The organism is Actinomycetospora sp. (assembly GCF_055612215.1).
In genome coordinates, this window is the sequence record NZ_JBVPVA010000665.1 from 1 (window position 1) to 11786 (window position 11786).

Sequence of the window (11786 nt, forward strand, 5' to 3'; positions counted from 1 at the left end):
CTTCTCGACGCGGCTGAAGGCGCGGTCGCGCCGCGGCATGATCCACGGGGGCGTGCGCTGGAAGACCGTGAGGTGCCCGACGACGGGCGCGATCTCGGGCACGAACTGGATCGCCGAGGCGCCGGTGCCGATCACGGCGACGCGGCGGCCGCGCAGGTCGAGGTCGTGGCGCCAGGTGGCCGAGTGGAACACCTCGCCGTCGAACCCGTCGAGGCCGGGGACGTCCGGGAACGACGGGTCGGAGAGCGCCCCCGAGCCCAGGACGACGGCGTCGGCGGTCCAGGTGCCCTGCGTCGTGGTGACCGTCCAGCGCTGGTCGTCCTCGGACCAGCGGACCTCGGTGACCTCGTGGTGGTTGCGCGTGAACCGGTCGATGCCGTACTCCGCCGACACCCGCTGCAGGTAGGCGTGGATCTCCGACTGGGCGGAGAAGGAGTGGCTCCAGTCCGGGTTCGGCGCGAAGGAGAACGAGTAGAGGTGGCTCGGCACGTCGCACGCGCAGCCCGGGTAGGAGTTGTCGCGCCAGGTGCCGCCCACGTCGCCGTGCCGCTCGAAGACCAGGAAGTCCTCGACGCCGGCCCGGCGCAGGCGGATCGCGGTGCCGAGACCGGAGAAGCCGTTGCCGACGATGGCGACGGACAGGTGGGGCACCGCGGCGTCGGCACCGGCCGTGGGGGCGGGGCGCGCGGTCTCGGTGGTCATGGTCGGGGCCTCCCATTGGTACGACGGCGTACCGTCTCGGCCGCGAGCATGGTACGAGGTGGTACCATAAGCCAGTGACTGTGAGCGCGCACACGGCAGGTGGCGAGGAGCCCCCGGTCGTGTCGGCGATCCGGACGGGCGGCGCCGCGGCGCTCGCCCCGGCGGACCACCGCCAGCGGCTCCTCGTCGCCATGGCCGAGCTGCTGGCCGAGCAGGGCTACGCGAGCGTGACCGTCACCGACGTCGTCGCGCGGGCCCGGGTGTCCAAGCGGACGTTCTACCAGCACTTCTCCGACCGCGAGGAGTGCCTGCTCGCGACGTACCGCGTCGTCGCCGAGGGCCCGCTGCACATGATCAGCCAGGCCGCGGAAGCCGTGGCCGGGCAGGGCCTGTCCCTGCGCGAGGCGATCGCCGGCCTGACCGGCGCCTACCTCGCGGCCATGGCCGAGCACCCGTTGCTGACCCGCGCGATGCTCACCGAGCCGGGGTCGACGGGACCGGCCGGGCGGCGGGCGCGCCGCGAGGTGCTGCGCCGCTTCGCCGACCAGCTGGTCGCGCTCGCCGCGGGCGTCGGCGGCCGCGTCGGCGCCGGTCCGCTGCCCCTGGCGCTCGCCCAGGCGCTGGTCGGCGGGATCAACGAGCTGGTGCTCGCGGCGGTCGAGTCGGCCGACCGCGAGGAGGTCGAGCCGGCGCAGATCGCCGAGGAGATCCTCGGCCTGCGGGACACGGTCACCGACCTCGCGGTCGCGGTGCTCGAGCGGCGGGGCTGAGCGGGGGCTCAGCGGTCCCGCGAGAAGAGGATCGCGAGCACCGTGCACCCGAGCACGATCAGCACGGTGGGCAGGACGGCGATCACCGAGTCCGCGTCGACGGCCCCCAGCAGTGTCACGCGGACCCCCTCAGCCCCAGGCCGGGGCGGGGACGCCGGCGCGGTCGTCGCGCAGCACGGCGGCGGAGTGCCGGGTGATGACCACGGTCCCCGCGACGACGACCGCGGCCGACAGGATCTCCCCGCCCAGGGCGAGCGGCGCGGTCGCCACGTGCTCGCCGAGCACGAGCACGCCGAGCAGCACCGCGACGGCGGGGTCGGTGGTGCCGATCACCGCGTTCACCGGGGCGTTGAGCCGCCCGAGATGCAGGGCCCGCTGGGACAGCGCCCACCCGCACGCCGCGCTGACGACCGCCGCCGCCGCGGGCCACGTCGTCAGCGCCGCGACGAGGCCCGGCTCGCGCAGCGCGGTGGCGAACAGGGTGGCCGTCAGGCCGTAGAACCCGCCGGTCGCGACCGCGAGCAGCGCCGCGCGCACCGGCTCGCCCCACCCGACCCCGCGCAGGCCCAGGACGCCGACCGTCCCGGCGACCAGTGCCGCGCCGAGCAGCGGGGTGACGACCGGTGACGGCGTGACGGCGGGCGCCTGCGGCCGGGCGACGGCGAGGAACGTCGCGAGCCCCACCACGCACGCACCCGAGGCGACCAGCAGCCGGCGGTCCAGCCGGCGCCGCGCCAGCCGGGCCGAGGCGATGGTGCCGAAGACCAGCCCGGTGACGAGCACCGGCTGGACGAGGGCGACCGGCCCGATGTGCAGCGCGAAGGCGTAGGAGCACCAGGCGATCGCGATGACCACCTGCCCGGTCCACCAGCGACGTCGTCGCAGCACCCGGGAGAGCAGGGCGACCGTCGAGGCCGGCTCCTCGATCTCCTGGCCGGCCCGCTGCTGCAGCACGGTGCCGGTCGCGATCCCGCACGCGCCGAGCAGCGCGGTCACCAGCGCGATCGCGGGGCTCACCGGGCGCTCCCGACCAGGCGCGGGCCGAGCCCGTCGTCGCGGTCCGTCGGCACCGCCGCCACCGCCGGCCCGGTCTGCGCCGGAGCGGGAGCCGGAGCCGGAGCCGGAGCCGGCAGCCCGAGCACGGCCGCGAGGTCGACCCGGGCGTGCCGGTCGGACCAGCGGGCGGCGCGGGCGTGGGCGGCGGCGAGCGCGGCGGGGTCGGCGATCCAGGCGCGCAGCAGCCGGGTCAGCGCACGCGGGCGCCGGCAGGTCCGCGCGAGTCCGGCGGTCCCGAGCAGCCGGGCGGAGTCCCGGCCGTGCCCGGGCAGCGGCTGGTGGATCACCAGGGTGCGCCCGCTCGCGAGCGCCTCCTGGGCGGTCGCGCCGCCGGAGTTGTTGACGACGACGTCGGCGGCGGCCAGGAGGGTGGGCACGTCGTCGACCCAGCCGGGGATGCGCAGCCGGGTACCGGCGCCGGTGCGCTCCCGCAGGGCCTTCAGCCGCCTCCGCGCCCGCTCGTCCCGCCCGCACAGCGCGACGACGTGGCAGCGCGGGTCCGCGGCGAGCGCGGCACGCACGGCACCGGCCACCCCGCCCAGTCCGAGCGAGCCCGCCGTCACGACGACCACCAGCGCATCGTCGGGCAGGTCGAGCGCCCGGCGGGCCGCACGGGCCTCGTCGTCGCCGACCGGGCCGAAGGGGGCGCCGACGAGCGGCGAACGGACCGTCACGGCCGCGCCCGGGTCCATCGCCCGGGTGGGCTCGCGAGCCAGGTCGTCGGGGACCAGGTACTGGTCGACGCCCGGGTAGGTCCAGTAGGCGTGGGGCGCGAAGTCGCAGATCGCGGCGACGACGCGGGCGTCGAGGCGCCCCCGGCGCCGCAGCCACGCGAGCCCGGCGGTGGCGAGCTGGTGGGTGGACACGACGACGTCGGTCGGCGCGCCCGCGAGGTCCGTGGCGAGCGCTCGGGCCACCCAGGCGCCCATGACCTCGCGGTAGAACCAGCGCACGAGCCGCGAGCGGGTGACCGCCGCGTACCAGGCCTCCTGGAGCAGCGGGGTCCACCGGACCGCGAACTCGAAGAGCCAGCGGAACACCGGACCCGAGCCGTGGCCCATCCGGGCGAAGGCCTCGGCAACGCGGACGCCGCAGTCGGGGCGGTCCCGGGTGACGGTCGCGTGCACGGCGCGGGCGACGGCCTCGTGGCCCTGGCCGATGTCGCCGGAGACGATCAGCACGCTCCCCGCCCGGTCGTCCTGCGGCCCCGTCACGGGGTCCAGTCTCTCGATCCACGCGGTGGCACACCCGTCCGGGTGCACTGTTCACGCTCCGGGGCGCCCTCGTTCACCCCCGCCCGCGGGCTTCTCCGACGTGTCATCCGGGCCTCACCGAGGCGCCGTCCGGGCCCACGATCATGTGTCCCGACGTCGAGATCCACCGTGGGTCACAATTGGTTCACGGGCGGGTCACGGCCCCCGTGCGAAGAACACGGGCGTGGATGTCCCGTGCCCGCCGGACGTCCTCAGCAGAGAGGAGCCCCACGACCGATGACCGCACTCGGCGTCCCGAGGTCGATCAACTCCCGGAGGCGCCACGGTCCCCGTGCCGCCGCCCGGGACGCCCCGGACGGGGACGCGGGCGGGCGCTCCCCCCGCGTGGTCGTCCTCACCGCCCGCGTGGGTGCCGGGCACGACCGCCCCGCCCACGAGCTCGCGTCCCGGCTGCGCGCCCGGGGCGCGGTGACCGAGGTGCACGACTACCTCGACGCCCTGCCGCGCTTCGGTCAGGTGATCATCGGCGACGGCTACGGCGTCGTCGTCAACACCATGCCGCGGTTCTTCGACTGGCTCTTCCGCGCCCTCGAGCGCCGGGGCCTCGTCCGCGCCATCGTCCTGACCTTCCTCGTGTGCTCCGAGCGGACGGTCCGCCGCTGGATCTCCGGGGCCGACGTCGTCGTCTCCACCTTCCCGCTCTCGTGCCAGACCCTCGGCCGGATGCGGGCGGCCGGGCACGTCGCGGTGCCGGTGGTGAGCTACCTGACCGACCCGGCGCCGCACCGGATGTGGCTGCACCCGGGCGTCGACGTCCACCTGTCGGTGACCACCGCCTGCGCCGTCGCCGCGGACGAGGTCTACGGCGTCTCCGTCCGCCCGGCCGGGCCGCTCGTGGACCCGCGGTTCTCCCGGGCGCACACCGAGGCGGACCGCGCCGACACCCGTCGCGAGCTGGGCCTGTCCGACGACGAGACCGCGGTCCTGATCAGCGCGGGCTCCCTCGGGCTCGGGGACGTCCCGGCCCTCGTCGACGCCGCGCTGGTCAACCCCGCGGCGCACGTGCTGGTCCTCTGCGGGCGCAACGCCGACCTCCGCGCCCGGCTCGACGCGCGGGACCGGGTCACCGCGCTCGGCTGGCGCGACGACGTCCCACTGCTCATGGCCGCCGCGGACGTGCTGCTGCACAACGCGGGCGGGCTGTCGGTCACCGAGGCGCTGGTCGCCAACCTGCCGGCCGTGACGTACCACCCGATCCCCGGTCACGGCCGCGCGAACGCCACGGTCCTCGCGCAGGCCGGGCTGGCGCCGTGGCCGACGAGCCCGGACGGGCTGGCCACGGTCCTGGACGGCGTCGCGGCCACCTCGCCGCTCTCGCCGTGGCCGGCGACCCCCGGGACCGACGTCGCCGCGATCGTGCTGGAGCTCGCCGACGAGGAGCGTCAGGCGGTGACGGCCGCGTAGCCACCCAGGCACCTCTCGACGACCCAGCGAGCCACCCCGGGAGGCCACGGCGCGGGGAGCCCGAGCGTGACGTGGGTGAACCCGGCGTGCAGGGCCTCGCGGATCCCCGCCCGGGTCGCGTCGGGGTCGTCGTAGGAGACGCCCAGGTGGATCGAGCGGGTGATCGACGCCGGGTCGCGGCCGATCTCGGCGCAATACCGGTCGAGCAGCGCGCTGCGGGAGGCCGCGTCCGCGACGTCGCCGCCCGGGATGTTCCACCGGTCGGCGTGCTTCGCCACGACCCGCAGCGTCGAGGCCGCCCGGCCGCCGATCAGGATCGGCGGGTGGGGCGTCTGGACCGGCTTCGGGTTGCCGAACGCGCCGGTCAGCGTCACGTGCGAGCCCGCGAAGTCGAACGGCTCGTCGGCGGTCCACAGCCGCCGGATCACCGTGCAGGCCTCGTCGAGGGCGCCGACCGAGTCGGAGAAGTCCTGGTAGGGCAGGCCGTGGGCGTCGTACTCGCGCCGCGCCCACGGGATGCTCGGCCGCGAGCCCGCGCCGATCCCGAACTCCAACCGGCCGCCGGAGACGACGTCCACCGTCGTGGCGATCTTGGCCAGCAGGGCCGGCGGGCGGATCCGGTTGCTGGTGACGAGCAGCCCCAGGCGCAGCCGCGAGGTCTGCGCGGCGAGGGCGGACAGCAGCGTCCAGCCCTCGTAGATCGGCCCGGTGATGTCCCCGCCGATCGGCAGGAGGTGGTCGAAGAGCCAGGCGTGCTCGATCTCCGGGAGGGCGTCGGCCTCGCGCCAGACGCGCAGGACGTCGGTGTAGTCGACCTGCTGGGGGGCGGTCGCGATCCCGAAGCTCGGGCGGCTCGACATGGGTGACCTCTGGCATGCTGGAGAGACGGAACCTGGTTCCGCCAAGGTTACGGAACCTGGTTCCGTTTGTCGACGCTCGGGGGTGGACGTGACCGGGAGGACGGACGCGCCCCGCCGCCGCGCGGACGCCCGGCGCAACGAGGAGGCCCTGCTGGAGGCGGCCGCGGCAGCCTTCGTCGCCTCGGGCGTCGACGCCCCGGTGCGGGACGTCGCGGCGCGGGCCGGCGTCGGTGTCGGCACCGTGTACCGCCACTTCCCGACGCGCGCCGACCTCGTCGTCGCCGTCTACCGCCACCAGGTCGAGGCCTGTGTCCAGGCGGGCCCGGCGTACCTCGCCGAAGCCGCGTCGCCCTACGCCGCCCTCGCGCGGTGGGTCGACGGCTTCGTCGACTTCCTGGTCACCAAGCACGGGCTGGCGGGGGCGCTGCGCGGCGACGCCGGCCGGTTCGAGGCCCTCCACGCGTACTTCCTCGAGCGGCTCGTCCCGGTGTGCGACGAGCTGCTGGGCGCCGCCGCGGCCGCCGGCGAGGTCCGCGACGACCTGAGCGGCTACGAGCTCATGCGGGCCGTCGGGAACCTCTGTGCCGGGGCGGAGGACGACGAGGGCTACGACGCCCGGCGGCTCGTCGGGGTCCTCCTGGCGGGCCTCAGGGCTGGATCACCTGGATGACCCCGCCGCTGACGCCGGCCACGAAGAGCGTGCCGCTGGTCGGGTCGACGCCGAGTGTGTAGGGGTTCTGCACCGTCGGGACGCGCGCGACCTCGCGGGGCTGCGGGGTCGTCATGTCGTAGCCGATCACCTGGTTGGTGCCCGACGAGGCGACGTAGACCCGGTCGCGCACCGGGTCGTAGGTGATGCCGTAGGGGCCGCCCGGCTGCGGGATCGCGCCGACCTGGGTCGGCGGTCCGGTGGGGCTCGGCTGGAAGACCAGCACCTGGTTCCCGCGGGTGTCCGTGGCGATCATCCGGCCGTGCCGGTCGGCGACGAGGTGCGTCGGGCCCTGGCCGGACGGGGCCTCACCGACGATGCGCAGGGTGTTCACGTCGTAGGTCGTCAGCGTGTTCTTGCGCACGTCGATCAGCCCGACGAGATCGCCGACGGGCGCCAGGCCCGCCGGCTGCACGGCGTTCGTGAAGACCTTGACGACCTGGTCGCCCCGCACGGCGGTCACCGTCCCGCCGAGCTCGTCGGCGGTCATCACGGTGCCGTTCGGGTCCTGGGTAGCGTCGTGCGGGACGGTCCCGACGAACAGCGGCGCCGCGGCCTGCCCGCCCGGCAGCGACACCCGCACCAGCGCGTTCGCGCTCTCCACCGGCACGAGCACCGGGCCGCCCGGGGCGGCGAGCTGGAGGTGGCGCACGAAGCCGGGCAGCGGGGTGCGGGTGCGCACGGCGCCGGTGTCCGCGTCGAGGAGCACGAGGCTGTTGGGATTGCGGGTCGCGACGGCGACGGTACGGGTCACGGGGTCGACCACCACGCCCTCAGGGGCCGAGCCGACCGGGATCTGCCGCCCCGGCGGCGGGGTCGAGGGCACGGGCGCGGACTGCGGTTCGGCGGCGAGCGGGAGTCCGCGGGTGTCGGGACGGGTGCCCTCGGTGGGGACGCCGGGCGGGAGCAGACCCGTCGTCGGGGTCACCGGCCCGGCCGAGGGAGAGCTGGGCGCCGGGGTGGGCGGCGGCTCGTTGCTGCAGGCCGTGAGCGCCAGCCCGGCGACCGCTAGGGCAACCAGCAGGGCGCGGGCTCGACGTCGAGGCATGTCCTTCAGTATTCCGTTCGTCGCGTGAGGTCCGACGACGGCGGGTGCTGCCCGCCGCCGCCGTCTCGGGAGCCTCCGCGCGCCGCGCCCCTTCGGTTCACCCGCCCGGGGTGCCCGACACGTCGACCCCGAGGCGTGGCACCGTCGCGGGGGAGACGACGCCGGGCAGGACGCCCGGCACCACCCCCGCCGCACCGCCGGCCCCATGGAGGACGACATGGCCACGACCACGCTCTCGGTCCCCGAGATCCACTGCGACCACTGCCGCGCCGCGATCGAGGGGGCGCTGTCCCCCATCGACGGCGTGGAGGGCATCGACGTCGACCTCGAGCAGCGCGTGGTGCGGGTGGAGCACGACGACGACCTCGCGCTCGGCTCGGTGGTCGAGGCGATCGAGGACCAGGGCTACGACGTGCCAGGGCGCGAGGCCTACATGCGGGCCTGAGCCGGCCCCCGCCTGACGGCACCGCCCCGACGGCAGCAGTGGCACCTCGCTGCCGTCCGACGGCAGGACGGCGCCGTTCGCCCACGCGGCACGGCGCCGCCCGAGGACCTACGCGGACTTCGTCGCCTTCTCGTCGGTGCTCTCGTCGTCGGCCTTCTTGCGGCGCGAGCGCGACGACGACCCGGATTTCGAGGCCTTGGTCTCCGAGCTCTTCGACGACCCGCTCTTGGACGACGAGCTCTTCTTCCGCGTGGACTTCTCCTCGGCGGGTGCCTCGGCCTCGGCCGCCGGGGCGGACTCCTGCGCGGCCGGCGCCTCGTCCGACCCGGAGTCCGACCCCGAGCCCGAGTCCGACCCGGTCTCCGCGGCCCGGCCGCCCGCCGCCTCGACCGAGCGGCGCAGCGCCGTGAGCAGGTCGGTCATGTCGTCGGTGTCCTCGGCGGCGGTCTCCTCGGGTGCCGGGCGGCCGCCGCCGTGCTCGCGCTTGTACTCGATGAGGTCGGCGACGGCCTTGCGGTAGTCGTCCTCGAACTCGGAGACCTCGAACTCGCCGGAGAGCGAGTCGATGAGCGAGGAGGCCATCGCCATCTCCTGCGGGCGGACCTCGACGTCGTTGTCGAGCACCGGGAAGTCGGCCTCACGCACCTCGTCGGGCCAGAGCATCGTCTGGAGCACGATCGCGTTGTCGCGGACCCGCAGCAGGGCGAGCGTCTCGCGCTGGCGCAGCGCGACCTTGACCAGCGCCATCCGGTCGGTCTCGCGCAGCGCCTCGCGAAGCAGCGAGTACGGCTTGAGTGCCTTGTTCTCCGGCTCGAGGTAGTAGCTCTTGTCCAGCAGCAGGGGGTCGACCTGGTCGGCCGGGACGAACTGCACGACGTCGATCTCGTGGCCGCTCGCGGTCGGTAGCGAGGCGAGGTCGTCGTCGTCGAGCATGATCAGCTGGCCGTCGTCGGTCTCGTAGCCCTTGGCGATCTCGGAGTACGCGACCTCCTCGCCGCACACCGAGCACGTCCGCTTCTGGCGGATGCGTCCACCGTCGACCTCGTGCACCTGGTGGAAGCGGATGTCGTGGTTCGTCGTCGCGGCGTAGAGCCGCACGGGCACGTTGACCAGCCCGAACGACACCGCGCCGTTCCAGATCGCGCGCATCGCGCGGCTCCCCTCGCTCCGCCGCCCGTCACCCGACGTGACGGCCACAGTCCCTCCAGGATGCCCCACACGCGTCTCCTCTCCCAGGATCCGCGGACGGACACGCGATTTGGGCGCGGCGCCCCGACACGCCGGCGGACGTCGCGGCGGGACTGTCGGGGGTGCAGGGCACGATGTCGGCATGCAGGGAGTCGGTGAGCGCGACGGCCTGGTGCGGCCGATGCAGCCGGTCTCCGGCCACCTCCCGGTGGGCCGGCGGTGGAGCTACGAGGTCGACTGGAGCGGCATCCGGCTGCTGGCCGACGTCGACCAGGGGACGTTGTGCCTGCGCACCCTCGAGGGGGACGACGTGACGGCGCGGTTCCCCGAGTTCGCGGGGCTGGCCGACGTCGTGGCCGACGGGCTCTTCGACGGCGAGGCGGTGCTGCTCGACGCCGGGCAGCCGTCGTCGCTGGCGCTGGTCGACCGGCTGCGGCGGGCCGACCCGCGCCGCGCCCGCTCCCTCGCCCGGGCCCGGCCGGCGATCTTCATGGTGTACGACGTGCTGCGGCTCTACGGCGTGGTGCTCACCGAGCGCCCCCTCGACGAGCGCCGGGCCACCCTGGGGCGGCTGGCGCTCGACGAGGTGGGCCGCATCCAGGTGTCGCCGGTGTACGACGACGGGGTCGCGCTGCTGGCCGGGGTGCGTGAGCAGGGGCTTCCCGGGGTGATGGCCCGCCGGCGGGACACCCCGTACGACGCCGAGGCGCCGCAGGACTGGGTGCGGGTGGTCGCGGGAATCGACCCGGAACCGACCACGCCGACCGAGATCGTCGCCGACCTGCCCGTCCCGCCGCGTCCGCGCCCCGACCGGCCGGAGGACACCCCGCCCGCGCCCGGGCCCGGGCCCGCGCTCGCCCCGCCGCTGTCCGGTCCGTCGTCGGGGACCGGGCGGGGCCGGCACAGCCGGGAGGACGAGCCGCCCGGGCTGTGGTGAGCGTCCCCCGCGAGCGGCTCAGCCCCGCGCGAGCAGACCCGCCGTCAGGATCGCGACGAGCTGGGTGAGGGCCGCGGTGAGGTCGAGGCGCATCGCGGCCAGCTCCGGGTCCGCGGCGTACGCGGCGGTCATCGCCTCGGAGGGCTGGCACGCCGTCCACACCGAGCCCGCGCAGAGCATGGTCGCCCCGGCGAGGGAGAACGCGGCGTCGGCGGTGAGTTCCGGCACGTGGCGGCGCGTGATGCCGGCGAGCTCGGAGGTGGCGTCCAGCAGCGCGTGCTTGTGTCGTCCGGCGAGCTCGGCCGAGACGTTGCGTTCCAGGACCGCGGACTGGGCCCCCAGCAGGTCGCAGAGCACCGGGCGGGCGACGAGGGAGCCGGCGAGCAGACCGGCGAGGGCGTCGGTGCGCTCGCGCTCGGTCCCGGTCGGGACCGGGGCGCCCGCGACCTCGGCGAGCCACTCCGCCACCCGGGCGTGCATGAGGTCGAGCAGGGCCGCCTCGCGGGACTCCACGTAGCGCAGCACGTTCGACTTCGCGAGGCCGACGCGGCGGGCCAGCTCGTTGAGGCTGACCTCGGAGACCGGCATCTCGGCCAGCATCGCCGCGAGGGTGCCGAGGATCGCGCGACGTCGTTCGTCGCGCTGCTCGTCGCTGCGTGCCCGGCGGAAGGTCACGCCGCCCAGATTACAGACCACTGGTCCCTTGCAGAACAGACCGGCGGTCCGTTAGCGTCGACGGTGACAACAGACCGATGGTCTGTTGAACGCTCGTGGAGGCAGTCATGTACGAGGTCCCCGACCAGACCGGACGGACCGCCGTTGTCACCGGCGCGAACAGCGGCACGGGCCAGGAGGCGGCCGCCCGGCTCGCCGCCGCCGGGGCGCGGGTCGTGCTCGCGGTCCGCACGCCGGCGAAGGGGGAGGCCGCCCGGACGCGGATCCTCGCCCGGGCGCCCGGAGCCGAGGTGGAGGTGCGCCGGCTCGACCTCGCCGACCAGGCCTCGGTGGCCGCGTTCAGCGAGGGTCTGCTCGCCGACGGGCGCCGGGTCGATCTGCTGCTCAACAACGCCGGGGTCATGGCCGTGCCGGAGCAGCACCTCACCGCGGACGGGTTCGAGCTGCAGATGGCGAGCAACGCGCTCGGCCCGTTCGCGCTCACCGTGCACCTGCTCCCGCTGCTGCTCAGGGCGCCCGGGGCCCGGGTCGCGACGATGTCGAGCGGCGCCGCGTACCTGGGCCGGGTGGACCCGGCGCACCTCGCCGTGCCCCGGCGCTACTCCCCGATGCGCGCCTACGGCGCGTCCAAGCTCGCCGACCTGCTGCTCACCAACCACCTCGCCCGGCTCGCCGACGAGCGCGGCTGGGACCTGCGCAGCACCGGCGCGCACCCCGG

At 75.4% G+C, this 11786-nt stretch carries 13 protein-coding genes; 6 read left to right on the plus strand and 7 right to left on the minus strand.

Going from position 1 to position 11786, the window contains the following annotated elements; genetic code table 11:
• Positions 1-702 (minus strand): flavin-containing monooxygenase (locus tag AC0CYZ_RS18225; protein ID WP_472217855.1); only part of this gene is annotated, 702 nt, incomplete at its 3' end.
• Positions 703-821: 119 nt separating this feature from the next.
• Here AC0CYZ_RS18225 and AC0CYZ_RS18230 point away from each other — a divergent pair.
• A complete protein-coding gene (locus tag AC0CYZ_RS18230) occupies positions 822-1472 on the plus strand; it encodes a TetR/AcrR family transcriptional regulator (RefSeq protein ID WP_472217857.1) in 651 nt (216 codons plus the stop codon).
• A 129-nt stretch (positions 1473-1601) separates the two neighbouring features.
• Here the strand turns inward: AC0CYZ_RS18230 and AC0CYZ_RS18235 are convergent, their stop codons facing one another.
• The gene (locus tag AC0CYZ_RS18235; RefSeq protein WP_472217859.1) at positions 1602-2489 is read right to left on the minus strand and encodes a DMT family transporter; all 888 of its coding nucleotides are present in this window, start codon (positions 2487-2489) and stop codon (positions 1602-1604) included.
• Positions 2486-3742: an MGDG synthase family glycosyltransferase gene (locus AC0CYZ_RS18240; RefSeq protein WP_472217861.1), complete on the minus strand. Its 1257-nt coding sequence runs from the start codon at positions 3740-3742 to the stop codon at positions 2486-2488. The genes AC0CYZ_RS18235 and AC0CYZ_RS18240 overlap by 4 nt, the downstream gene beginning before the upstream one ends.
• Before the next feature lie 276 nt (positions 3743-4018).
• On the opposite strand from AC0CYZ_RS18240, the gene AC0CYZ_RS18245 reads away from it, so the two are divergent.
• Positions 4019-5206 carry an MGDG synthase family glycosyltransferase gene (locus tag AC0CYZ_RS18245; RefSeq protein WP_472217863.1) on the plus strand — a complete coding sequence of 396 codons (1188 nt, stop codon included), beginning with the start codon at positions 4019-4021 and terminating at the stop codon, positions 5204-5206.
• Here the strand turns inward: AC0CYZ_RS18245 and AC0CYZ_RS18250 are convergent.
• On the minus strand, positions 5185-6066 hold the full coding sequence (locus AC0CYZ_RS18250; protein WP_472217865.1) for an LLM class flavin-dependent oxidoreductase: 882 nt from the start codon (positions 6064-6066) through the stop codon (positions 5185-5187). The two genes, AC0CYZ_RS18245 and AC0CYZ_RS18250, sit on opposite strands and share 22 nt — an antisense overlap.
• Positions 6067-6154: 88 nt before the next feature.
• Here AC0CYZ_RS18250 and AC0CYZ_RS18255 point away from each other — a divergent pair, with 88 nt between their 5' ends.
• Positions 6155-6736 (plus strand): TetR/AcrR family transcriptional regulator, encoded by a 582-nt coding sequence (locus AC0CYZ_RS18255; RefSeq protein WP_472217866.1) that lies wholly within the window; start codon positions 6155-6157, stop codon positions 6734-6736.
• Here the strand turns inward: AC0CYZ_RS18255 and AC0CYZ_RS18260 are convergent.
• A complete protein-coding gene (locus tag AC0CYZ_RS18260; protein WP_472217868.1) occupies positions 6714-7823 on the minus strand; it encodes a YncE family protein in 1110 nt (369 codons plus the stop codon). The two genes, AC0CYZ_RS18255 and AC0CYZ_RS18260, sit on opposite strands and share 23 nt — an antisense overlap.
• Before the next feature lie 217 nt (positions 7824-8040).
• On the opposite strand from AC0CYZ_RS18260, the gene AC0CYZ_RS18265 reads away from it, so the two are divergent.
• A complete protein-coding gene (locus AC0CYZ_RS18265) occupies positions 8041-8268 on the plus strand; it encodes a cation transporter (RefSeq protein ID WP_472217870.1) in 228 nt (75 codons plus the stop codon).
• A gap of 108 nt (positions 8269-8376) precedes the next feature.
• On the opposite strand, the gene ku is transcribed toward AC0CYZ_RS18265, so the two are convergent.
• Positions 8377-9417 carry a non-homologous end joining protein Ku gene (gene ku, locus AC0CYZ_RS18270; protein ID WP_472217871.1) on the minus strand — a complete coding sequence of 347 codons (1041 nt, stop codon included), beginning with the start codon at positions 9415-9417 and terminating at the stop codon, positions 8377-8379.
• 181 nt (positions 9418-9598) lie between these two features.
• On the opposite strand from ku, the gene AC0CYZ_RS18275 reads away from it, so the two are divergent.
• Complete coding sequence (locus AC0CYZ_RS18275; RefSeq protein ID WP_472217873.1) at positions 9599-10393, plus strand: ATP-dependent DNA ligase; 795 nt, start codon at positions 9599-9601, stop codon at positions 10391-10393.
• Positions 10394-10411: 18 nt separating this feature from the next.
• Here the strand turns inward: AC0CYZ_RS18275 and AC0CYZ_RS18280 are convergent, their stop codons facing one another.
• Positions 10412-11068 carry a TetR/AcrR family transcriptional regulator gene (locus AC0CYZ_RS18280; RefSeq protein ID WP_472217875.1) on the minus strand — a complete coding sequence of 219 codons (657 nt, stop codon included), beginning with the start codon at positions 11066-11068 and terminating at the stop codon, positions 10412-10414.
• Positions 11069-11175: 107 nt separating this feature from the next.
• Here AC0CYZ_RS18280 and AC0CYZ_RS18285 point away from each other — a divergent pair.
• A partial coding sequence (locus AC0CYZ_RS18285; RefSeq protein WP_472217877.1) for an SDR family NAD(P)-dependent oxidoreductase occupies positions 11176-11786 on the plus strand: 611 nt, incomplete at its 3' end.

What these genes read in the sequence shown, in the direction of transcription:
- AC0CYZ_RS18245 (WP_472217863.1), top strand. Translation starts at nt 4,019, where the DNA reads ATGACCGCACTCGGCGTCCCGAGGTCGATCAACTCCCGGAGGCGCCAC.
- AC0CYZ_RS18250 (WP_472217865.1), bottom strand. Translation starts at nt 6,066, where the DNA reads ATGTCGAGCCGCCCGAGCTTCGGGATCGCGACCGCCCCCCAGCAGGTC.
- AC0CYZ_RS18260 (WP_472217868.1), bottom strand. Translation starts at nt 7,823, where the DNA reads ATGCCTCGACGTCGAGCCCGCGCCCTGCTGGTTGCCCTAGCGGTCGCC.
- AC0CYZ_RS18265 (WP_472217870.1), top strand. Translation starts at nt 8,041, where the DNA reads ATGGCCACGACCACGCTCTCGGTCCCCGAGATCCACTGCGACCACTGC.
- ku (WP_472217871.1), bottom strand. Translation starts at nt 9,417, where the DNA reads ATGCGCGCGATCTGGAACGGCGCGGTGTCGTTCGGGCTGGTCAACGTG.
- AC0CYZ_RS18275 (WP_472217873.1), top strand. Translation starts at nt 9,599, where the DNA reads ATGCAGGGAGTCGGTGAGCGCGACGGCCTGGTGCGGCCGATGCAGCCG.